The sequence below is a fragment of the Lentzea aerocolonigenes genome (assembly GCF_000955955.1).
GTDB lineage: Bacteria > Actinomycetota > Actinomycetes > Mycobacteriales > Pseudonocardiaceae > Lentzea > Lentzea aerocolonigenes_A.
The window spans coordinates 1-21,753 of record NZ_JYJG01000341.1 but is presented as its reverse complement, the minus strand read 5'-3'; the positions used below and the strand labels follow the sequence as shown (position 1 = coordinate 21,753).

Below are 21,753 nucleotides of genomic sequence, written 5' to 3'. Positions count from 1 at the left end.
GTAACCGCGTAAAGAATTCACAGCCCGTTCGGGTGCTGGTGTGCCTCGGCACACATGCGCTTGAGACCTTTCAGAGCAACATCTGAATCTCTCAGGACTAGGCTGGCCGGAGGACGAGGGAGAGACGCGGGTCAGGCCGTTCGGGATCGATCAAGCCTGCCCGCCCTAGCGACAAAGAGTGGAGCTGTAAGTCCGTGACCGTCACCGACGACATCACCCGGCTCACCAAGGCCGATCTGCCCGACGACTGGACCGACCTCGACAAGCGCGCCGTCGACACCGCGCGAGTGCTCGCGGCGGACGCCGTGCAGAACGTCGGCAACGGCCACCCCGGCACGGCGATGAGTCTCGCGCCGCTGGCGTACACGCTGTTCCAGCGCGTCATGCGGCACGACCCCGCCGACGCGGACTGGATCGGCCGCGACCGGTTCGTGCTCTCCGCGGGCCACTCCAGCCTGACGCTCTACATCCAGCTGTTCCTGTCGGGGTACGGCCTGGAGCTCGACGACCTCAAGACGCTGCGCAAGTGGGGCTCGAAGACGCCGGGTCACCCCGAACACGGCCACACCAGGGGCGTCGAGATCACGACCGGCCCGCTGGGCTCAGGTCTCGCCGCCGCCGTCGGCATGGCCATGGCCGCCCGCCGCGAGCGCGGTCTGTTCGACCCGTCGGCCGCGCCGGGTGAGAGCCCGTTCGACCACCACATCTTCGTGATCGCCTCCGACGGTGACATCGAGGAGGGCGTCACCTCCGAGGCGTCGTCGCTCGCGGGCACGCAGCAGCTGGGCAACCTGGTCGTCTTCTACGACGACAACAAGATCTCCATCGAGGACGACACGACGATCGCGCTGTCCGAGGACACCGCGAAGCGCTACGAGGCCTACGGCTGGCACGTCCAGGTCGTGGAGTCCGGCGAGAACGTCAAGGGCATCCTCGAAGCGGTCGAGAAGGCCAAGGCCGTCACCGACAGGCCTTCCTTCATCCTGCTGCGCACGATCATCGGCTACCCGGCGCCGAACAAGCAGAACACCGGTGCCGCGCACGGTGCCGCGCTGGGCGTCGACGAGGTCAAGGCCACCAAGGAGATCCTCGGCTTCGACCCGGAGCAGACCTTCGAGGTCAGCGACGAGGTGCTCGACCACACCCGCGAGGTCGTCAAGCGCGGCGAGCACGCCAAGGCCGAGTGGCAGAAGTCGTTCGACGCGTGGGCTTCCGCCAACGCCGAGGCCAAGACGCTGCTGGACCGCCTGGTCGCCCGCGAACTGCCAGAGGGCTGGGACGCCGACCTGCCGTCCTACCCGGTGGACGCGAAGGGCCTGCCGACCCGCAAGGCCTCCGGTGAGGTCATCAACGCGCTGGCGAAGCACCTCCCCGAGCTGTGGGGCGGTTCCGCCGACCTCGCCGAGTCGAACCTGACCACGATCAAGGGCGCCAAGTCGTTCGGCCCGGCGGAGATCTCCACCGGCATGTGGAGCGCCGACCCGTACGGCCGCGTGCTGCACTTCGGTGTCCGCGAGAACGCCATGGGCATGATCCTCAACGGCATCGCGCTGCACGGCCCGACCCGCCCGTTCGGCGGCACGTTCCTCGTGTTCTCCGACTACATGCGCCCCGCGGTGCGCCTGGCCGCGATCATGCAGGCCGCCGTCACGTACGTGTGGACGCACGACTCCATCGGCCTGGGCGAGGACGGCCCGACGCACCAGCCGATCGAGCACCTCGCTGCCCTGCGCGCGATCCCGGACTTCACCGTCGTCCGCCCCGGTGACGCGAACGAGACCGCGTTCGCCTGGAAGGCCGTCATCGAGCAGCTCGGCCCGGTCGGCCTCGCGCTGAGCCGGCAGAACCTGCCGACGCTGGAAGGCACCTCCGCGGAGGGCGTGAAGCGCGGTGGCTACGTGCTCTTCGGTGACGACAACCCGGAGATCGTGATCATCGGCACTGGCTCTGAGCTGCAGGTTGCCGCCGAGGCCGGGAAGGTTCTGCAGGGCGAGGGCGTTGCAGTACGTGTGGTGTCCATGCCTTCCATCGAGTGGTTCGAGAAGCAGGACGCCGAGTACCGCGAGTCCGTGATCCCGGCGTCGGTGAAGGCACGTGTGGCCGTGGAAGCCGGCATCGCGCAGCCGTGGTACCGCTACGTCGGCGACAACGGCGAGATCGTGTCGATCGAGCACTTCGGCGCCTCGGCCGACTACCAGGTTCTGTTCAAGGAGTTCGGCTTCACGACGGAGAACGTCGTCGCCGCCGCCCGCCGTTCCCTTGACCGAGTGAGGGGTTAATTCAGTGAGCAAGCCGCATCTCGACGCCCTGTCCGGTGCCGGAGTCTCGATCTGGCTCGACGACCTGTCCCGTGAACGGCTCACCAGCGGCAACCTGGACGAGCTGATCCGCGACTGGAACGTCGTCGGTGTCACGACGAACCCGACGATCTTCGCGGGCGCGCTGTCGAAGGGCGAGTCCTACGACGAGCAGGTCCGCGAGCTCGCCAACCGGGGTGCCGACACCGAGGCGACCATCCGCGAGGTCACCACGACGGACGTGCGCAACGCGTGCGACAAGTTCCGCGACATCTACAACTCGACCAACGGGGTGGACGGCCGCGTCTCCATCGAGGTCGACCCGCGCCTGGCGTTCGACACGGACAAGACCGTGGCCGAGGCGCAGGACCTGTGGAAGACCGTGGACCGGCCGAACCTGCTGGTGAAGATCCCGGCCACCGAGGCGGGCCTGCCGGCGATCACCAAGACGATCGCCGAGGGCATCTCCGTCAACGTGACGCTGATCTTCTCCGTCGAGCGCTACCAGAAGGTCATGGAGGCCTACCTGGACGGCCTCGAGCAGGCCAAGGCCAACGGCCACGACCTGCGCTCGATCCACTCGGTCGCCTCGTTCTTCGTGTCCCGCGTGGACACCGAGATCGACAAGCGTCTCGACAAGATCGGCTCGGACGAGGCGAAGGCGTTGCGCGGCAAGGCTGCTGTGGCCAACGCGTGGATCGCCTACGGCGCGTTCGAGAAGACGTTCCAGGGCTCCCGCTGGGAAGCGCTCAAGGCCGACGGTGCCAACGCGCAGCGTCCGCTGTGGGCGTCGACCGGCGTGAAGGACCCCAGCTACTCCCCCACCCTCTACGTCGACCAGCTCGTCGTGAACGACGTCGTGAACACGATGCCGGAGAAGACGCTGCACGCCGTGGCCGACGGGGGCAAGATCGTCGGTGACACGGTCACCGGACGCGCCGCTGAGGGCCAGGAGGTGTTCGACCAGCTCGCCGCCGTGGGAATCGACCTGCAGGACGTGTTCGTGGTCCTGGAGACCGAGGGCGTCGAGAAGTTCGAGAAGTCCTGGGAAGAGTTGCTCGAGACGGTGACGAACCAACTGGCTCAACTGAAGGGCTGATCACGAAGTGACCTCCGTCGAAATCGTGAGGTCACCGAACGCCGACCAGGTCAGCATCATCGCTGCTGACCTGGTCGCGGATTCGGTGCCGAGCAAGCTGACCGCGCAGGACCCGACCCTGTGGGGGCCGGAAGCCGAGTCCGAGGCGAGCATCCGCCTCTCGTGGACGACGTTGCACGAGACGTCCCGTTCACTGCTCCCCGAACTCGTCGCGCTGCGCGAAGAACTGCACGCCGAGGGCGTCGACCGCGTCGTGCTCGCCGGAATGGGCGGCTCGTCGCTGGCCCCCGAGGTGATCACGCGGACCGCGGGCGTCCCGCTGGTCGTGCTGGACACCACCGATCCCGCCCAGGTCGCCGACGCTCTCGCCGGTGACCTCGAGCGCACGGTGATCGTGGTGTCGTCCAAGTCCGGTGGCACGGTCGAGACCGACAGCCACCGGCGCATCTTCGAGAAGGCTTTCACCGACGCGGGCATCGACGCCGCGTCGCGCATCGTCGTGGTCACCGACCCCGGTTCGCCGTTGCAGCAGGCGTCGGAGGCCGCGGGCTACCGCAAGGTGTTCCTGGCCGACCCGCACGTCGGTGGCCGTTACTCGGCGCTGACCGCGTTCGGCCTGGTGCCCTCGTACCTGGCCGGCGCGAACGTCGAGGCGCTGCTGGACGAGGCGGCCGAGGAGGCCAAGGTCCTCGCCGAGGACTCGGTCGACAACCCCGCCGTCGTGCTGGCCGCGGTCTTCGGTGCCGCGCACGCGCACGGCGCCGAGAAGATCGTGTTCGCCGACACCGGTTCCGGCATCGTCGGGTTCGGTGACTGGGCGGAGCAGCTGATCGCCGAGTCGACCGGCAAGCACGGCACCGGCCTGCTGCCGGTCGTCGTCGAGGGTCCCGGCGCTCCTGGTTTCGTGGACGCGCGTTCGGATGCCACGACCGTCGCGATCGGACCGGCCACCGGCTCGGCGCACCTCGCGGTCGAGGGCAAGCTCGGCGCGCAGTTCCTGCTGTGGGAGTACGCGACCGCGCTCGTCGGCCGGGTGCTCGGCATCAACCCGTTCGACCAGCCGGACGTGGAGGCCGCGAAGAAGGCCTCCCGCGCGCTGCTGGACGCGCCGGCTGTCGCGGCTTCGACGCCGTCCTTTGTGGACGGACCGGTCGAGGGTCACGGCACCGGCTGGGCGCAGCGGAAGGTCAACACCGTCGCGGAAGCGCTTGCGGCGCTGGTTGAAGTGGCGCCCGACCACGGCTACATCTCGGTTCAGGCGTACTTGGACAGGATCGACGACGCGTCGTTCGAGCTGCTCCGCGCGGAGATCGCGAAGAGGACGCACCTGCAGACCACGTTCGGCTGGGGTCCGCGCTTCCTGCACTCGACCGGCCAGTACCACAAGGGCGGTCACCAGAACGGCGTGTTCATCCAGATCACCGGCGAGTCCGGTGACGACCTGGAGGTGCCCGGCCGTCCCTACACGCTCGCGCAGCTGCAGCTCGCGCAGGCGCTCGGCGACGGTCAGGTGCTGGTCGAACACGGTCGGCCGGTTCTGCGGCTTCACCTCGAAGACCGCATCGCAGGTCTGGCCCAGCTCGTCGAGGCAGTCCAGGAGGACGGTTCGTGACCGCATCCGACAAGTGGCGCAACCCGCTGCGGGACGCGGCGGACAAGCGCATGCCGCGCATCGCCGGCCCGAGCGCGCTGGTCATCTTCGGCGTGACCGGTGACCTGTCGCGCAAGAAGCTGATGCCCGCCATCTACGACCTCGCGAACCGGGGTCTGCTGCCGCCGGGCTTCGGTCTCGTCGGCTTCGCCCGCCGTGACTGGGCCGACCAGGACTTCATGCAGGTCGTGCACGACGCGGTCCGCGAGCACGCCCGCACGCCGTTCAACGAGGCCGTGTGGCAGCAGCTCGCCGAGGGCATCCGGTTCGTCCAGGGCACGTTCGACGACGACCAGTCGTTCGACAACCTCGCTTCTTGTCTGGCCGCGCTGGACGCCGAGCGCGGCACGGGCGGCAACCACGCGTTCTACCTGTCGATCCCGCCGGGCGCGTTCCCGACGGTGGTCAACCAGCTCAAGCGCGCGGGTCTCGCCCAGACGGCTCCGGACCAGTGGCGTCGTGTGGTCATCGAGAAGCCGTTCGGCCACGACCTGAAGTCGGCCAAGGAGCTGAACAAGACGGTCAACGAGGTCTTCCCCGAGGAGTCGGTGTTCCGCATCGACCACTACCTCGGCAAGGAGACCGTGCAGAACATCCTGGCGCTGCGGTTCGCGAACCAGCTGTACGAACCCATCTGGAACTCGAACTACGTCGACCACGTGCAGATCACCATGGCCGAGGACATCGGCCTCGGTGGCCGTGCCGGGTACTACGACGGCATCGGTGCGACGCGCGACGTCATCCAGAACCACCTGCTGCAGCTGCTCGCGCTGATCGCGATGGAGGAGCCGGTCTCGTTCAAGCCGGCCGATCTCCGCGCGGAGAAGGTCAAGATCCTCTCGGCGACGCGTCCCGCGGAGCCGTTCGAGGAGACGACCTCGCGCGGCGTCTACACCGGTGGCTGGCAGGGCGGCCAGAAGGTGCCCGGTCTGCTGGAGGAGGGCGGTTTCTCGCCCGACTCGAAGACCGAGACGTTCGGCGCGATCACCTGCGAGATCAACACGCGTCGCTGGGCCGGGGTGCCGTTCTTCCTGCGCACCGGCAAGCGTCTCGGGCGTCGCGTCACCGAGGTGGCCGTGGTGTTCAAGCGGGCGCCGCACCTGCCGTTCGACGACACCGCCACCGAAGAGCTCGGCCAGAACGCTCTGGTGGTCCGGGTGCAGCCCGACGAAGGCGTCACCATCCGGTTCGGCTCGAAGGTGCCGGGCAACACGATGGAGGTCCGCGACGTCACGATGGACTTCGGCTACGGCCACTCGTTCACCGAGTCGTCGCCGGAGGCCTACGAGCGGCTGCTGCTGGACGTGCTGCTCGGTGAGCCGTCGCTGTTCCCGAAGAACGACGAGGTCGAGCTCTCCTGGGAGATCCTCGACCCGATTCTGGACTTCTGGGCGCGCAAGGACGAACCCGCACTTGAGAAGTACAAGGCCGGTACGTGGGGGCCGCCGTCGGCGGACGCGATGACGGCTCGGACCGGAAGGCACTGGAGGCGTCCGTGATCATCGACCTGCCCTCGACCACCACGTCCCAGATCAACTCGCGGCTGGTGCGTCTTCGTGACGAAGGCGGTGCGACGACCCTCGGTCGCGTGCTGACCCTCGTGATCGTGACCGAGGACGGCCAGCGCACCGACGCCGCGATCGACGCGGCCAACGACGCCTCGCGCGAGCACCCCTGTCGCGTGATCGTCGTGGCGCGCGGTGCTCGTCAGGCCGCTCCCCGGCTGGACGCGCAGATCCGCGTGGGCGGTGACGCGGGTGCGTCCGAGGTCGTGGTGCTGCGTCTGTACGGCGAACTGGCCAAGGAAGGCGCGTCCTGCGTCATGCCGTTGCTGCTGCCGGACACCCCGGTCGTGGCGTGGTGGCCGTTCGACGCACCCGTTGCCCCGTCGAAGGACCCGATCGGTCAGCTCGCCCAGCGCCGCATCACCGACGCCGCCGCCGAGAAGAACCCGATCAAGGCCCTGGAGGCACGTCGTGCGCACTACGCGCCCGGCGACACGGACCTGGCCTGGACGCGTCTGACGTTGTGGCGCGCCATGCTCGCCGCGTCCTTGGACCTGCCGCCTTACGAGAAGATCGTTGACGCCGAGGTGACCGGTGAGGCCGACTCGCCGTCCACCGACCTGCTGGCCGCGTGGCTGACGGACAAGCTGAAGGTGCCGGCCAAGCGCTTCAAGGCGACCTCGGGCGAGGGCATCGTGCAGGTCACGCTGGACCGCGCGTCCGGTGCCGTCGACCTGCTGCGCCCGGACGGCAAGGTGGGCACGCTGTCGCAGCCCGGCCAGCCGTCGCGCCGGGTGGCGTTGCAGCGCCGTTCGATCCGCGACTGCCTGGCCGAGGAACTGCGCCGGCTCGACCCGGACGAGGTCTACGCGGCGGCCCTGAAGTCGCTGTCGAAGGTCGCCAAGGGCCGCACGCCTTCCGCGAAGCCCTCCGAGGAAGCTACGGCTGCCGAGGAGTCCGCTTCGAACGGCAAGACTGCTGCCCCGAAGAAGTCCAAGGCGAAGGCGAGTTCGTGAGCAATCCGCAAGTGGTGGTCCACCGCGACGGCGACCTGCTGGCCGCCGCCGCGGCGGCCCGCCTGGTGACGCGCATGGTCGACGCCCAAGCCGCCCGCGGCTACGCGTCGGTCGTGCTCACCGGCGGCCGCACCGGCACCGCCGTCCTGGAACACCTGAACCGCAACGGCGCCCGCGACGCCGTGGACTGGTCCCGCGTCGACCTGTACTGGGGCGACGAGCGCTTCCTGCCCTCTGGCCATCCGGAACGCAACGAGACCCAGGCCCGCGCGGCTCTGCTGGACCACGTCGCCCTGGATCCCTCGCGTGTGCACGTGATGGAACCGTCGGACGGCAAGTTCGGCGACGACCCGGAAGCCGCTGCCTCGGCCTACGCGGACCTGCTGGCCTCGGTGTCACGCCCTGAGGATCACGGCGACGTGCCTTCCTTCGACGTCTGCATGCTGGGCGTCGGCGAGGAGGGCCACGTGGCCTCGGTCTTCCCCGCTTCTCCTGCTGTGTATGAGAAGGAGCGCACCGTCGTGGCGGTCCGCAACTGCCCGAAGCCCCCGCCGACGCGCGTTTCGCTGACGTTGTCGTCGGTGCGCTGCGCCCAGGAGGTGTGGCTGATGACGACCGGTGAGGGCAAGGCCGCCGCGGTGGCGATGGCGCTGACCGGGACGGGCGAGGTGCAGCTGCCGGCCGCGGGTGCCACCGGCCGTCGCCGTACGTTGTGGCTGCTGGACACGGCGGCCGCGTCGAAGGTGCCGGCTTTGTTCAAGCCACCGCTGGCTTGACGCTTCTTCGGCCCCTCAGGCCTTGCCTGAGGGGCCGTTTTCGTTGGGGGACAACATGATTTCGGTACGCCCGGCGGAGCTGTCCGACGCTCCGTCCATTTGCGACATCAACCGCGCCGCCCTGGGCTACGACTTCCCGGTGGACTCCACCACCGCCCAGGTGTCGCGCATCCTCAAGGCGCCCAACATCGCGCTGCTCGTGGCGGTCGACGGCGCCGACGTGCTCGGCTACATCCAGCTCAGCGACTACGAGAACACCTACTACCCGCCGCTGAAGAACCTCATCACGCTCGCCATCGCACCCCAGCACCAGCGCCGAGGCGTCGGGAAGCTCCTGCTGCAAGCGGGCGAGGAGTGGGCGCGGGCCGACGGTGCCTGCGGGGTGCGGCTGGTGACCGGGCACAACCGGGTGGACGCGCGGAAGTTCTACGCGGCCAACGGGTACGAGCTGCGCAAGGAGCAGACCAATCTGATCAAGTGGTGGAGTTGAGCAGTTCTTCCATGACCTCGACCGGCAGCGACGGGTTCGACGCTGCCGGACCCGCGGTGAACTCACTGCCGAGCAGCTTCAGGATCATCGGCACCGGCAAGTGAGGATGAGCGGCCGCGAGATGCCGCGCCTGAGCATCCCCCAAGCACAGCAACAGCGTCTCACCAGAAGCGTGCGGATGCCGCGCGATCGCCCGAAGCACCTCCGGCTCCTCAGCCGTTTCGGCCATGAGGTGCAACAGGTCGGGCGGGCAATCCGGACTGCGGGCGGCGCTCAACGACGGCCCCTGCTCGGACACCAGCACCCGGATCTCCGCGGCGGTCAGCGCGGGGGCGGGCTCGCCCCTCGGAGAAGGCCTCAGAAAACGGGGCAGGCGCGCAACCCGCGCGCGAACTACCGGGTCGGGATGGGCGGCCAGCCACCGCACCAGCTCCGGAGGGGCATCCGGGTGCTCGGCCACCACCAGCGCCATCCAGACATCGGTGACCGGCACCGACGAAGGCCGCACCCAGCCCGATTCCAGCAGCGCGGCCACGACGTCCGGATCGCCCAAAGCCATCAAGGCCTGAACATCAGCAGCGGAGAGGTCGGACCGGCGGGCGAGCGAAAGGGCCAGCACCCCGTCCGCCAAGCCCACCAAGCGGGAGACCAAAGAGCGCGGCAGGGCGGGGTTGCAAGCGAGGCCGTCCAGAAATGTGTTCACCAATCCCCCTGGTAACACGGCAGGCATTCCCCCCGACAACGCGTATCATCCCGAATCGCGTTGAGTAGCGGGGGTTTTGTGGCGAACGGCAGTCCGAAGCGACGTCCCACCATCGGGATGATCACCGCTGGCCCGCTCATCGAGCTCGCGGGCGAGCAGTGGCGCGGTGTCAGCGACGGGGCCTTGCACCTCGGCTGTGACCTGCTGTGCTTCGTCGGCTCCGAGCTGGATCACCCGGACCCGCACAAGCGGCGTGCCAACACGGTTTACGACCTCATCTCGCCCAATCGCATCGATGCGCTCGTGGTGTGGACTACGCGCGTGGGGCAGCTCATCGGCTCCGAGGGCATGCAGGAGTACGTGAAGCGGTACGCGCCGATGCCGATCGTGAGTGTGGAGACCTCCCTCGCGCAGTGGCCGACCATCCTCATGGACAACCAGGACGGCATGAAGCAGGCCGTTGATCACCTGATCGAGGTGCACGGCAAGCGGAGGATCGCGTTCGTCAGGGGTCCGCAAACGCATGCGGGCGCGCAGGAGCGGTACCAGGGGTACCTGGACTCGCTGCGCAAGCACGGCCTCACCTTCGACCCCGAGCTGATCACCATGCCGGGCTCGTTCATCTGGGAACCGAGCGGCGCGGCCGACGCGGTGCGGAAGATGATCGCCAGCCTCGAAGAGCCGCCGGACGCGATCGCCGCCGCGAACGACGACTACGCCATCGGTGTCGTGTCCGCGCTGGAGGAGCTGGGCTTCCGCACGCCGGAGGACGTCGCGGTCGTCGGCTACGACAACCACACCAACGTCCGCACGCACGACCTCGGCTACGTCACCGCCACGGGCCAGGGGCCGCCGGACCGGGTGCACCGCGAGGTCAACATCGACGCGGCGACGCCCGCGTTCACCACGGTCAGGGCGCCGTTCCACGAGATGGGCTTCCGGGCGGCGGAACTCGCGCTGGCGCTGGTCAACGGCGAACCCACGCAACCCGAACAGACCATGCCGACCGAGCTGATCGTCAGAAGGTCGTGCGGCTGCCTGCCCTCGGGCCTCGGCGACCACACCCCGGCGCACGGACGGCTGAACATCTCCGAGTCGGCCACGGCGGCCACGGTCGCGGACCACCTGCGCGGCTCGCTCGGGCCACTGCAGGCCAAGCTCCCGGACGGCTGGGCCGAGCAGCTGATCGTCGAACTGATGGCCGCCGGCCGAGGAGAAGTGGAAGGCGCCGAGTTCCTCAGGCTGCTCGCCGCGTACATCAGGGCGAGTGCGCGCGCCGGGTGCGAACCGGAACGTTGGTGGCCACCGCTGTTCGACCTCCATCGGTTCGTGACGGCACGGATCAGCGACGCCACGCTCATCAACGACCTGTGGTTGCGCGTGCAGCTTCTCGTCGGCGATGCGTTCGCCACGGACGCGCGGTTCAAGTACCTGTCGCACGAGCGCCACGACCAGACGGTGCGCGAAGCGGGTCAGCGGCTCATCGCGTCGAGGGACGTCGACGAGCTGACGAACGCCCTCACCGAAGAACTCCCCCGGCTCGGACTCCCCGGCTGCCACGTCATGGCGTACGACACCGCGGGCACGGCGCGCGTGCTCGTGCGGTACGAAGACGGTCAGCTCAAGGAGCACCCCACGAGCCCGTTCCCCGCCATCAACCTGACGCCGTACCCGTTCAGGAGAAACCAACCCTTCAGCGCTCTGTGCGCGCCTCTCTACACCGACGAGGACCACCTCGGGTACGTGATCTTCGAGCAGGGCCCGGAACCCGGCTGGATCTACGAAGCCGTGCAGCAGCAGCTCAGCAGCGCACTGCGAGGTATCCGTCTCATGCAGGAACTGAAAGACGCGCGCGCACGGCTCGAAGAACGCGTCGGCGAGACCGAAGCACAACTGAGGCACGCACAGAAGATGGAAGCCATCGGCCGGTTGACCGGTGGCATCGCGCACGACTTCAACAACATCCTCACGGTCGTCAACGGCAACAGCGAGATGCTGCTGCGACGCACCCTCGACGACGACCCCCGCCGCACGGCGATCGAGGACATCAAGCACGCCGGCGAACGGGCGGCGAACCTCACCAGGCAGCTGCTCGCGTTCACCCGCCAGCAGGTTCTGCACCCGGAGTCGCTCGACCTCAAGCAGAACCTCACCAAGGTCCAGTCGATGCTGCGCACGCTCGTCGGCGACCACATCGAACTGGACATGCACCTCCCCGACGACGTCGCCAGGGTGTGGGCCGACGCGGGCCAGGTCGAGCAGATCCTGTTCAACCTCGCGGTCAACTCCCGCGACGCGATGCCCGACGGCGGCAGGCTCACCATCGCCGTCGAGGACGCCACGCTCGGCCTCGGCGACACCGGCCGGATCGTCGGCGTCCGCCCCGGCGCGTACGTCGTGATGCGCGTCCAGGACACCGGCGCTGGTATGGCGCCGGACGTGCAGGCGCAGGTGTTCGAGCCGTACTTCACCACCAAACCGGTCGGCAAGGGCACGGGTCTGGGCCTGTCCACGGTGTTCGGCATCGTGCAGCAGTCCGGCGGCCAGATCGAGCTGATCAGCGCACCCGGCAGGGGCACGACCATCGAGGTCTACCTGCCGGTGCCGCACGAACGCGATGGCACGCCCGAAGCACCGTGCGCGCGCAGGACCACCACGCACCAAGGAGCGGGCACCGTGCTCCTCGTGGAAGACGACGCCCAAGTCCGGCTCATGACCCGGCGATCCCTCGAAACGGCCGGCTACCAGGTCATCGAGGCGAGCGACGGCCAGGAGGCGCTGCAGCTCGCCACCGCCCACCGCAGCACGATCGACCTGGTGCTGACCGACGTCGTGATGCCGAAGATGGGCGGCCCGGAGCTGGTCAGGCTGCTCAGATCAGCAGGAGCGGCACCCGCCGTGATCTACATGTCCGGCTACACGACCGACGAGGTCCTCGACGACGAGGTGCTGATCACCAAGCCGTACGTGGAGTCGGAGTTGCTCGAAAAGGTGCGAGAAGTACTGGCTCAGGACGCCTGAGCCCGGCGTGCCACGGCAGCGCGCACGGTCTCGTCGAGCATCTCGACGCGGAACGGCTTCTGCAGGTACCCCGCGATGTCGTGCCCGGCGAACCGGCGCTCCAGTGATGTTCGGTCGTGGCCACTGGTCAGCACGACGGGCACCTTCAAGCCCTCGCTCTCGAGCTGCGCCAGCACCTCGCCGCCGGACAACCCCGGCATGCTGTGGTCGAGCAGCATCGCGCTGATCTCCGCGCTGCGTTCGCGCAGCACCGCGATCGCCTCGGAACCGTCGCTGGCCTGCAGGACTGTGTAACCGAGCTCCTCGAGCAGGCTGACGGTGTACCTCCGCACGGGGTCCTCGTCCTCGACCACGAGCACCAGTCCGGCTTGCGACATGCGCGTCAGTATGCCGGAAACTATTGGTTCCCTCAGCACCAGGTCGTCAACAATTCTTGGTAATTCTTCACGAACTGCTCCATCAGTGTGACATGGGCCATTTGGATCACATCATTGGTTGAGGGTCTGCGCTAACCTTCGCGACACCGCTGCCGCTCCACGCTGAGAAAGAGGCACCAGGAAAGGCCAACTTCATGCGTAAAGCGACGGCAGCAGCCGCTCTGGCCGTGCTGTTCACATTGTCGTCCGCACCCGCACAAGCCGCTGAGTCGATTCCTTCGGAGCGGGTGACCATCGATGTCGTGACGGTGAACGGTTCCGGGTGCAAGCAAGGCACCGCCGAAGTGATCGTCTCGCCGGACAACACCTCGTTCTGGGTGATCTACAGCGACTACCTCGCCCAGGCGGGCAAAGGTGCCGGTGCGACCGACTTCCGCAAGAACTGCCAGCTCACCCTGCAGGTGAACACCCCTCAAGGCTTCACCTACGGCATCGCGGAAGCAACCTACGCGGGCTTCGGACACCTCGAGCGCGGCGCGATCGGCTACCAGTCGGTGAATTACTACTTCCAGGGACAATCGGCCACCACCACGTGGAAGCACACCTTCAACGGGCCGTTCGACGACAACTGGTCGATCACTCACCGGACCGAGTTCTCGGAGATCGTCTGGGCTCCGTGCGGCGAGAAGAGGAATCTCAACGTCAACAGCGCACTGCGCGTTGACAAGAGCTCTTCCGATGCCAATACAAACAGTTTCATGACGATGGACTACCAGCGCGGAGAAGTGCGCACCCTGCACCACTTCTCGTGGAAGCGTTGCTGATTTTCCACCAGGCCGCCGCCCCCTCTCAACCGCCGCCACCCCCACCCTGCGAGTTGCGTTGGAAAGGTGTCCCATGCTCAACGCGGTTGCCGCTGCCCTGCTGGCCTCGTCCATCATCATCCCGCCCGGCGCGCCGAACGAGACGCCGCCGCCCGACCACATCACGATCGACATCGTCACGATCAACGGCTCGGGCTGTCCCGCGGGCACTGCGGCCGTCGCGGTCTCCGAGGACAACAAGGCCTTCACGGTCACCTACAGCGACTACCTGGCCCAGGTCGGCGTCGGTGCCAAGCCGACCGACCTGCGCAAGAACTGCCAGCTCAACCTGAGAGTCAACGTGCCGCAGGGCTTCACCTACGGCATCGCCCAGGCCGACTACCGGGGCTTCGCACACCTGGAACGCGGCGCGTACGCCATCGAGAAGGCCAACTACTACTTCCAGGGCATGTCGCAGACGGAGTCCCTCTCCCACCGGTACAACGGCCCCGTCAGTGACGACTGGCAGGCCACCGACACGACCGAAGTGGCCGCGATCGTCTACTCCCCCTGTGGCGAGAAGCGGAACTTCAACATCAACACCGAGCTCCGCGTCTACGCCGGCTCGTCCAACACCGCCACGACGACGAGCTTCATGACGATGGACTCGACCGACGGCAACCTCGAAACGACCTACCACTTCGCCTGGAAGACGTGCCCGTAAGTAGTGCCGTGGCTACCGCACGCGCCCACCGAGGCGTGTGCGGTAGCACATACCTGAGGGGCGCGCCGTACCAATCCGCGACGAACGGCGTCTTACCCCCTGACGGGTCGGGTCGGGGTGAAGGGGCAGCCAATGCCAACCGCGGCATACACGCAGTACGGTGAGGACCGAACGCCTGACAGGGGAGGCCGGATCCTGACCACCACGCTGCTTCCGGCACGGCGCACGGCGGACGCCGAGGCCGGCTCTCGCAAGTCGCGGCGAGGCGACTACCGCATGATCCTGCTCGACGTAGGGCTCGTGCTGATCGCCCTGCTCGACGCGTGGTTGCGGCTGCGGTGGGTCAAGGCCGAACCCGAGGGCATGCCCGAGGTGCCGTTGCACTCCGAGTGGCTGTCGTGGATCTCCGCAGGCGTGCTGATAGGCCGCCGCCGCTTCCCGCTCGTCGTCGCCCTGCTGACCATTCCGGGCTTCTTCACCGGCTTCGCACAGCTGGCGGCGATGATCGCGCTGTACACGGTCGCCCGCCGATACATCTCGTCGTGGCAAACCATTGTCGTCGGCGTTCTGGTGTGGCTGAGCAGGTTCATGGCCTGGCCGCCGTCGGAATTCTTCGACCGGTCGGCGTACGGGCACTTCGCCTCCGCGATCTCCGGCTTCCTCACGGCCGGCCTTCCGATCGCTCTCGCGCTGATGGCGCACGCACGGCAGGAACTCTCCAACCGCATCGTCGAACTCGCCGAGTCCCGTGAGAGAGAACGTGTGCTGCACGCGCACGCCATCCGCGCGGACGAACGGGCAAAGCTCGCCCGCGAGATGCACGACGTCGTCTCGCACCAGGTCAGCCTCATCGCGATGCAGGCCGGTGCGCTGCGCATGGCCTTGGCCAACGCCGAGCACAAACAGGTCGCCGGCACCATCCGCATGTTGTCGACGCGCACTCTCGACGAACTCCGTCAGCTCGTGTCCGTCCTGCGCACCACCGACGACAGCCAGCCGAGCCTGGACGAGCTGCCCGAACTGGCCGCCGACGCCGGTTTCGAGGTGTCCGTGCAGGTCAAGGGCGCGGTGGAAGACCTCGCCGCACCGGTGTCCGGCGCGGTGTACCGGACGGTGCAGGAGGCCCTGACCAACATCCGCAAGCACGCCGTCGGGGCGTCGGCGACCGTGCTGATCGACGCCGGCGAGGCTGTGGACGACGCTGGAGGCGACGTCCTGGTCGAGGTGCGCAACACCCCGCCGTCCAGCCCGTCGTCCTCGCTGCCGAGCGGCGGGCACGGTCTCGTCGGGCTGCGCGAACGGGCCACGTTGCTCGGTGGCCAGTTCTCCGCGGGACCGACCGAGGAGGGCGGCTTCCTCGTGTCGGCGTCGTTCCCGAAGCAGCGGACGGTCCCTGAATAGAACACCGAACAGAACACCGGCTAGCAGTTGTGCTTCTGGAAGGCGTAGTAGGACTGCTTGGGCTCCAGCCGGTACGGCGAATCCTCGTCGTCGAACCGCTCCCGGATCGTGCGCAACAGGCTGTACGAGCCCATGTCCAGGTCGCGGCCAGGGTTCGTGGGATTGTGCGGCAGGCCCGGCGCGATGACCGTGTACAGGTGTGAGCCCATCAGCTGCTCCGCGCCGAACACCCGGAGCATCCGGGCGATGTGGTCCGCCTGCTCACGTTCGTCGCGCTGGTGGCCCGGCTCGACCGCAGGCGGGTCGGCCTGGACGTCGATGATCTCCCAGCCCCTGCCACCCGCCCGTGCAGCGCCGGTGAACGTGCAGCAGCCGTACTCCAGGATCATGATCGGCTTGCCCCAGTGCCGGTACTGCTCGAGGTCGGCCGTGTACTCGGCATCGGTCTCGAAGTACTGGTAGTGGTCGAGGCCGACGATGTCGAACAACGACCAGTCGTTCCACAACGCGTCGGCACCCGCGACCGCGGCGTAGGTGATGCGGCCGTGGAACTCGCGGCGGGTGACCTCGACGGCCCGCACGATGAACTCGCGGAACCGCCGGGCGATCTGCTCCCACTCGGACTTCGGGATCGTCCCGACGGCCGCGATCCGCTCCATGAACGTGTCACCGGGCAGGATGCCGGGCGTGAACAGGAAGTGCTCGCAGCCGGTGACGAACTTGACGTTGTCGCCGCTCCGCTTCCGCTCGGCCGTGCGGGCGGCCTCTGCCATGTGGTCGAGGATCTCCTCCTGCGGGCGGTCGAGGAGCCGTGGCTCGACGAACACCTCCATGCCGTGTCGCAGGGCCACGTCCGTCGCTTCGGCGAGCCGCCCGAGATCGCTGCCGAACACCGTGACGGACGGGCAGTTCAGCTCGGACGCGAGCAGGCCGATCTCGGCCTCCAGCTGCTGAGAACTCCACCGCACCCGGCTCGACGAGCCCCCGGCCGTGTGCACGACCCCCGTGTCGTAACACACTCCGCCGCGCAGTTTTCCGGTCATCTTTCCCCCTCGCTAGTTACTCAACTAGGCTACTGGTCATGCAACCAGAAAACCGGCCGGGCGACCAGAAACGCAGCTTCATCGAGGACGCCAGGCGCGGTCAGATCGTCGCCGCGACGATCGGGACGATCGCCGAGATCGGGTACGCGAAGGCGTCGTTCGTGCAGATCGCGCGGCGTGCGGGCATCAGTCCCGGGCTGATCACGTACCACTTCGCCAAGCGCGAGGAACTGATGAAGCAGGTCATGCTGACCGTGCACGACTCGATGGACCGTGCACTGACCGCACGGCGGGAGGGCGCCGGGAGCTACCGCGCGACGGTGCGCGCCATGATCGAGGGTTTCGTGCACTACTGCGCCGAGCACCCGGCCGAGCTGGTCGCGATCGGCCAGATCGCCTCCGCCGCGAGAGACGCCGAAGCCGCACGGCAGTGGTACCGGGGCCAGAGCGCCGCAACGCTCGCCGAGATCGAAGCGGTGTTCCGCGCCGGCCAGGAGTGCGGTGAGCTGCGGGAGTTCTCGCCGCGGGTGATGGCGGTGTCGGTGATCGGCGCGATGGAGGCGGTGCCGGCCGAGCTCATGGCCAGGCCGGACACCGACGTCGCTCAGTACGCGAAGGAGCTCGCGGACATCTTCGAACTGGCCGTCAAGGCCGCTTCGACGCGATCGACGCGCTGATCGCCGCCGCCGCGCCGAGCACACCGCACGTCAGCGCGATGGGCAGCGTCGGCTCGTACTCCTGCAGCACGGAAACAAGGAGCCACACGGCCAGACCGAACCCGAACCCGAGCGGCACGGACGCGATCACCGCCGCCACTCCGGTCTGCCGCTTGCGCAGCGCCCGCAGGTTCGACTCCAGGTAGGCGAACGTGAAGAGCAGCAGCAGCGCCGAACCCGTGCCCATGATGCTCAGCCACGGCGTCCGGTTCGAACCGAGCCCGAACGTCCCGTCCGGCCCGTCCGTCTTCGCCGTCACGACGCCGCCGACGATCCACCGGGTGGCGCCCGGCAGCACGAATCCGCCTGGCCCGCGCTCGGTGACGTCCGCGAGGGGGATGCCCGCCAGCGTCACGGTCAGCCTGCCGCCCTCGACGTTCACCGGGTCGGCGAGGTCCTGCGTGACGACCCTGCCAGGCTGCCCGCCCGTCACGAACGGCACGATCGCCAGTGCCAGCAAGGCGATCGCGGCCACCAGCCACAACGCCCACGGCGTCGACGGCGGCTTGATCACCTGGGCGGCCGGCACGAGGGTGCTGCTGCCGCTGAGCCGCGCCGCCGGGATCGGGTCGACCAGCGTCGCCCGAATCGGTTGCTGCGTAAGCGAAACCGTGTCGCGCTCCACCGGCCGCAGCGACGGCCGCGTGGACGACGCCGAGACCTGCGGCGCGAGGTGCACCGGAATCCCGAGCCGCGTCAGCCAGTCCGGCCCGAACAGGTGCCCGGCCGCGCCGGCGAGGTCGATCGCGAACGTCTCGGCGTTGCGGTACCGCGCGTCCGGCTCCCGCGCGATGCTGCGCATCACCACGCCCGCAAGGGGTTCCGGCACGTTCTGCAACGGCCGCGGATCCTGGTACACCCGCTTCTGGATCATCGCGATCGGCCCGCCGCCGCGTTCGAACGGCAGATCACCGCTCAGGAGTTCGTACAGCACCGTGCCGGTCGCGTAGACGTCCGCGGCGGGCGTGAGCGGATTCCCCATCGCCTGCTCCGGAGCGATGTAGGCGGGCGTGCCGAGCACCGCGCCGCCGTGCGTCACGAGCGTCGCACCCTCCGACACCACCTGCGAGATGCCGAAGTCCGCCACCTTCACCACACCGTTCGCGGTGAACAGCAAGTTCTTCGGCTTCACGTCGAGGTGCAGTACCCCGGCCTCGTGCGCCGCGTGCAGCCCGGACAACGTGGCCAGCACCAGCGCACAGGACTGCTGCGCCGTGAGCCCGTCCGTGGAGAACCGCGACCACACCGTGCCGCCGTCGAGCCGTTCCATCACCAGCAGGTGCTCGCCCTGCTGCCGCACGTAGTCGTAGACCGGGACGATGTGCGGGTGGTCAAGGCGAGCGAGGAGGCGCGCCTCGTGCTCGAACCGCTCGCTCATCCGCGGATCCTCGGCCACCGCGTGCGGAAGTCGTTTGATGGCAACAGGACGCCCGAGCTGCCGGTGCACGCCGCCGTAGACGACACCCATCCCACCCTCGCCGATCTGCTCGCCGACGGCGTACTGCGGCAGGGCGGCGACCACGCTGGACGAAGTCACCGTTGAATCCTCACGGTATCCATTTCGGACGGTTGCTGCTCACCGGGATGCGGCGTCACATAGCCAAGAAGCAACGCAGCGGCCGCCGCACCCACGATGAACGGGATCTCGGCGGTCGGCGACGGCGCCACCAATCGCAGCACTGACAACGAAATCACCGCCACCAGCCCGGTCCCGATCCCGGCTGGCAGGAACCGCATGGCCCGCTGCCACCGGTTGTGCGGCAACCTGCGCCGTGCCAACGCGATCAACGCCCCGGCCCACGACAACGCAGTCAACACCAGCACGCCCAACCCGAACGCCCCGTAGACCGACCACAGCGACCCCTTGATGTCGCCCGTCGTCTCCACCGACGCGATGCTCTCCCGTTGCACGTCGATCGCCTCAACCGTGACCGGAAGGAGACCAATGGCCTGCGACCCGAGATCCGTGGGCTCCAACGGGAACGTCCGCGTCTCCGACGACTTGGCCGGCACGTCGAACGGAACCGTTGTGTCGTAGGCGAAGAAGGTCAACGCCAACGCGGTCCCGCTGATCCTGACCGTCTTCACGCGCTGCACGGTGTTCGTGTTGTTGCGGACCGTGATGGACACCCGCGCCGTGTCCGCGGGGTTCAACACCAGCGTCCCTACTCCAACCGGCCTACCGTCCACATCGGCCTCGAGCAGAACCGACCCGTCCTGTGCGGACGCCGTTGACGGCAGCAGCATAATTCCGCACCACAGCAGTAAACCTGCACCGGTCAAGCGACGTCTCACTAGCGCACCTTAGGTTCTGATCCCGGGGAGAGGGAATGCGGTCTTTAGGCTTACTCGTGGCTATAGCTGCTGGTGTTACGGTGCTGAGCGCCACACCGGCAACGGCCCAGACGACTACGCCCGCGCCCCCTGCCGTGGTGACGGCGGCGCCGCAGCCTGCCACAGCGGGCGGCAAAATCACCATCTCCTGGAGCGGTTTCGCAACGTGTCGCGCGGTCAGCATCAGCTTCGCGCTCGACGGCACCCAGATCGCCACCGCAGCCTCGAGCGCAAGCGGCTCGGTCGGAGCCACTGTGCCCGCAGGCACCACGGCGGGTAGCCACAAGCTCACCGCCACGTCGTCGAACACGAAGTGCGGCAGCGCGGGCAGCGGACTGCGCGTGATCGTGCCGCCACCGCCCACCACGACCCAGCCGCCTCCCACCAAGCCCCCGGTGACTCAGCCTCCGGTCACGAACCCGCCCGTGACGCGCCCTCCGGTCGTCACGACGACGACCATCACTCCCCCGGTGACCACCACCACGACCACGGACACCCCGTCGTCGCCCACGGCAACCCCGTCGTCCTCCACGGACGCGTTCACCGGCTACGGCGACGGCGTCCTGCTCCTCGACAAGGACAACATCCAGCCCGGCGACGACCTGACCGCAACCGGCACCGGCTGCCCCAAGGGCGCGACCGTCAAGCTGACCTCACTGGGCCAGTCCGTCGGCAACACGACCGCCGACGACAACGGCGAGTTCAAGTCCCCGGTGAAGTTCGCCAACATCGAACCGGGCCGCCACAAGGTCCGCGCCGAGTGCGGCATCACCCTGGTCGGCAACGTGGACGTGACCCTCTCCAGCTCCTCCGGCGGCACCACCAGCACCTTGGTCGTCCTGCTGTTCTTCCTCCTGATCGGCGCCGCGATGCTCCGCCGCCAGTTCACCGGCCTGCGCAGATGAGACCCCTGCTCCTTGCCCTGACTGCCGGTGTCGCACTGCTGACCGCGACACCGGCAACCGCGCAACAACAGGTCACCGTCACCGCCACCCCGAACAGCGGCCCGGCGGGTTCCAGCACGACCTTCACCTGGACCGGCTTCATCCGCTGCAAGGGCACAGTCCGAATCAACTGGGCAGGCACCGTCCTGACCACCGCGCCATACGTGGCCAACGGCTCGGTGACCGCGAACATCCCAGCGGGCACCAAGGAAGGCACGTACGTCTTCACGGCGAACGACGAGTGCAACCACCTGGCCCGCAACACGTTCCAGGTAACCCCGCCACCCCCGGTCACCACCACGACTCAGCCACCGGCCACCACGAAGCCGCCGGTGACCACGACGCGCCCGCCCATCACCACCACTCTCCCGACGACCACGACCACCGACAGTCCGTCGTCCTCGTCGGAGCCTCCCTCGTCGTCAGCTGAGCCATCCACCCCCGGCGACGGCGTCCTGGTCCTCGACAAGGACAACATCCAGCCCGGCGAAGACCTCACCGCGACCGGAACGGGCTGCCCCAAGGGCGCTCAGGTCACCCTGAAGTCGCTCGGCCAGGACGTCGGCAAGGCGACCGCCGACAACGACGGCAAGTTCACGTCCCCGGTGAAGTTCACGAACATCGAGCCCGGAAGGCACAAGGTCCGCGCCGAATGCGGCATCGTCCTGGTGGGCAACGTGGACGTGACCCTCTCCAGCTCCTCCGGCGGCACCACCAGCACCCTGGTAGTCCTGCTCTTCTTCCTCCTGATCGGCGCCGCAATGCTCCGCCGTCAATTCACAACCCTGCGCCGCTAGGCGCCCCAAAGCGACGCCGTAGGCGAGCAGTACCGACGGCGCAGCCGAGGCGTCTT

At 68.1% G+C, this 21,753-nt stretch carries 19 protein-coding genes; 14 read left to right on the top strand and 5 right to left on the bottom strand.

The genetic code is table 11. From position 1 onward, the window contains the following. Window positions 1–194 precede the first annotated feature (194 nt). From tkt to UK23_RS36615, 7 genes are read left to right on the top strand one after another with little or no spacing between them, the layout of a single operon-like run. A complete protein-coding gene (gene tkt / locus UK23_RS36645) occupies window positions 195–2,279 on the top strand; it encodes a transketolase (protein ID WP_045316347.1) in 2,085 nt (694 codons plus the stop codon). Window positions 2,280–2,283: 4 nt separating this feature from the next. After that, a complete protein-coding gene (tal, locus tag UK23_RS36640) occupies window positions 2,284–3,396 on the top strand; it encodes a transaldolase (RefSeq protein WP_045316346.1) in 1,113 nt (370 codons plus the stop codon). A gap of 25 nt (window positions 3,397–3,421) precedes the next feature. Continuing rightward, window positions 3,422–5,008: a glucose-6-phosphate isomerase gene (locus UK23_RS36635; protein ID WP_231114838.1), complete on the top strand. Its 1,587-nt coding sequence runs from the start codon at window positions 3,422–3,424 to the stop codon at window positions 5,006–5,008. Window positions 5,009–5,058: 50 nt separating this feature from the next. Next, window positions 5,059–6,546, top strand: coding sequence for a glucose-6-phosphate dehydrogenase (gene zwf, locus UK23_RS36630; RefSeq protein ID WP_045316360.1), 1,488 nt, complete (start codon window positions 5,059–5,061; stop codon window positions 6,544–6,546). Next, window positions 6,543–7,568: a glucose-6-phosphate dehydrogenase assembly protein OpcA gene (opcA, locus tag UK23_RS36625; protein ID WP_045316359.1), complete on the top strand. Its 1,026-nt coding sequence runs from the start codon at window positions 6,543–6,545 to the stop codon at window positions 7,566–7,568. The genes zwf and opcA overlap by 4 nt, the downstream gene beginning before the upstream one ends. Further along, window positions 7,565–8,344: a 6-phosphogluconolactonase gene (pgl, locus tag UK23_RS36620; RefSeq protein ID WP_045316344.1), complete on the top strand. Its 780-nt coding sequence runs from the start codon at window positions 7,565–7,567 to the stop codon at window positions 8,342–8,344. The genes opcA and pgl overlap by 4 nt, the downstream gene beginning before the upstream one ends. 55 nt (window positions 8,345–8,399) lie before the next feature. Further along, the gene (locus tag UK23_RS36615) at window positions 8,400–8,834 is read left to right on the top strand and encodes a GNAT family N-acetyltransferase (protein ID WP_045316343.1); all 435 of its coding nucleotides are present in this window, start codon (window positions 8,400–8,402) and stop codon (window positions 8,832–8,834) included. On the opposite strand, the gene UK23_RS36610 is transcribed toward UK23_RS36615, so the two are convergent. Then, window positions 8,818–9,537, bottom strand: a complete 720-nt coding sequence (locus tag UK23_RS36610; RefSeq protein WP_045316342.1) for a hypothetical protein — start codon at window positions 9,535–9,537, stop codon at window positions 8,818–8,820. The genes UK23_RS36615 and UK23_RS36610 overlap by 17 nt on opposite strands. Before the next feature lie 117 nt (window positions 9,538–9,654). Here UK23_RS36610 and UK23_RS49305 point away from each other — a divergent pair, with 117 nt between their 5' ends. Further along, window positions 9,655–12,558, top strand: coding sequence for a substrate-binding domain-containing protein (locus tag UK23_RS49305; protein ID WP_156213655.1), 2,904 nt, complete (start codon window positions 9,655–9,657; stop codon window positions 12,556–12,558). Here the strand turns inward: UK23_RS49305 and UK23_RS36600 are convergent. Further along, window positions 12,546–12,935 carry a response regulator gene (locus UK23_RS36600; RefSeq protein WP_045316341.1) on the bottom strand — a complete coding sequence of 130 codons (390 nt, stop codon included), beginning with the start codon at window positions 12,933–12,935 and terminating at the stop codon, window positions 12,546–12,548. The genes UK23_RS49305 and UK23_RS36600 overlap by 13 nt on opposite strands. Before the next feature lie 194 nt (window positions 12,936–13,129). Here UK23_RS36600 and UK23_RS36595 point away from each other — a divergent pair, with 194 nt between their 5' ends. From UK23_RS36595 to UK23_RS36585, 3 genes are all read left to right on the top strand, one after another. Continuing rightward, window positions 13,130–13,759, top strand: coding sequence for a DUF4360 domain-containing protein (locus UK23_RS36595; RefSeq protein ID WP_045316340.1), 630 nt, complete (start codon window positions 13,130–13,132; stop codon window positions 13,757–13,759). A 73-nt stretch (window positions 13,760–13,832) separates the two neighbouring features. Then, the gene (locus UK23_RS36590; protein WP_082115271.1) at window positions 13,833–14,462 is read left to right on the top strand and encodes a DUF4360 domain-containing protein; all 630 of its coding nucleotides are present in this window, start codon (window positions 13,833–13,835) and stop codon (window positions 14,460–14,462) included. A 132-nt stretch (window positions 14,463–14,594) separates the two neighbouring features. Next, the gene (locus UK23_RS36585) at window positions 14,595–15,863 is read left to right on the top strand and encodes a sensor histidine kinase (protein WP_045316339.1); all 1,269 of its coding nucleotides are present in this window, start codon (window positions 14,595–14,597) and stop codon (window positions 15,861–15,863) included. Window positions 15,864–15,883: 20 nt separating this feature from the next. Here the strand turns inward: UK23_RS36585 and UK23_RS36580 are convergent, their stop codons facing one another. After that, window positions 15,884–16,906 carry a hypothetical protein gene (locus UK23_RS36580; protein ID WP_045316338.1) on the bottom strand — a complete coding sequence of 341 codons (1,023 nt, stop codon included), beginning with the start codon at window positions 16,904–16,906 and terminating at the stop codon, window positions 15,884–15,886. A 38-nt stretch (window positions 16,907–16,944) separates the two neighbouring features. Between UK23_RS36580 and UK23_RS36575 the strand changes: the two genes are divergently transcribed. Next, on the top strand, window positions 16,945–17,583 hold the full coding sequence (locus UK23_RS36575) for a TetR/AcrR family transcriptional regulator (protein WP_045316337.1): 639 nt from the start codon (window positions 16,945–16,947) through the stop codon (window positions 17,581–17,583). On the opposite strand, the gene UK23_RS36570 is transcribed toward UK23_RS36575, so the two are convergent. Then, window positions 17,552–19,159, bottom strand: a complete 1,608-nt coding sequence (locus UK23_RS36570; RefSeq protein WP_045316336.1) for a serine/threonine-protein kinase — start codon at window positions 19,157–19,159, stop codon at window positions 17,552–17,554. The genes UK23_RS36575 and UK23_RS36570 overlap by 32 nt on opposite strands. After that, on the bottom strand, window positions 19,156–19,869 hold the full coding sequence (locus UK23_RS36565) for a hypothetical protein (RefSeq protein WP_156213654.1): 714 nt from the start codon (window positions 19,867–19,869) through the stop codon (window positions 19,156–19,158). Before UK23_RS36565 ends, UK23_RS36570 begins: the two co-directional genes overlap by 4 nt. A 128-nt stretch (window positions 19,870–19,997) precedes the next feature. On the opposite strand from UK23_RS36565, the gene UK23_RS54220 reads away from it, so the two are divergent. Continuing rightward, on the top strand, window positions 19,998–20,861 hold the full coding sequence (locus UK23_RS54220; RefSeq protein WP_231114837.1) for a hypothetical protein: 864 nt from the start codon (window positions 19,998–20,000) through the stop codon (window positions 20,859–20,861). Further along, entirely contained in the window at window positions 20,858–21,697 is an 840-nt protein-coding gene (locus UK23_RS54215; protein ID WP_231114836.1) for a hypothetical protein, read from the top strand. The genes UK23_RS54220 and UK23_RS54215 overlap by 4 nt, the downstream gene beginning before the upstream one ends. The last annotated feature ends 56 nt before the right edge of the window (window positions 21,698–21,753 follow it).

What these genes read in the sequence shown, in the direction of transcription:
- zwf (WP_045316360.1), top strand. Translation starts at nt 5,059, where the DNA reads ATGCCGCGCATCGCCGGCCCGAGCGCGCTGGTCATCTTCGGCGTGACC.
- UK23_RS36615 (WP_045316343.1), top strand. Translation starts at nt 8,400, where the DNA reads ATGATTTCGGTACGCCCGGCGGAGCTGTCCGACGCTCCGTCCATTTGC.
- UK23_RS49305 (WP_156213655.1), top strand. Translation starts at nt 9,655, where the DNA reads ATGATCACCGCTGGCCCGCTCATCGAGCTCGCGGGCGAGCAGTGGCGC.
- UK23_RS36600 (WP_045316341.1), bottom strand. Translation starts at nt 12,935, where the DNA reads ATGTCGCAAGCCGGACTGGTGCTCGTGGTCGAGGACGAGGACCCCGTG.
- UK23_RS36595 (WP_045316340.1), top strand. Translation starts at nt 13,130, where the DNA reads ATGCGTAAAGCGACGGCAGCAGCCGCTCTGGCCGTGCTGTTCACATTG.
- UK23_RS36590 (WP_082115271.1), top strand. Translation starts at nt 13,833, where the DNA reads ATGCTCAACGCGGTTGCCGCTGCCCTGCTGGCCTCGTCCATCATCATC.
- UK23_RS36585 (WP_045316339.1), top strand. Translation starts at nt 14,595, where the DNA reads ATGCCAACCGCGGCATACACGCAGTACGGTGAGGACCGAACGCCTGAC.
- UK23_RS36580 (WP_045316338.1), bottom strand. Translation starts at nt 16,906, where the DNA reads ATGACCGGAAAACTGCGCGGCGGAGTGTGTTACGACACGGGGGTCGTG.
- UK23_RS36575 (WP_045316337.1), top strand. Translation starts at nt 16,945, where the DNA reads ATGCAACCAGAAAACCGGCCGGGCGACCAGAAACGCAGCTTCATCGAG.
- UK23_RS36565 (WP_156213654.1), bottom strand. Translation starts at nt 19,869, where the DNA reads ATGCTGCTGCCGTCAACGGCGTCCGCACAGGACGGGTCGGTTCTGCTC.
- UK23_RS54215 (WP_231114836.1), top strand. Translation starts at nt 20,858, where the DNA reads ATGAGACCCCTGCTCCTTGCCCTGACTGCCGGTGTCGCACTGCTGACC.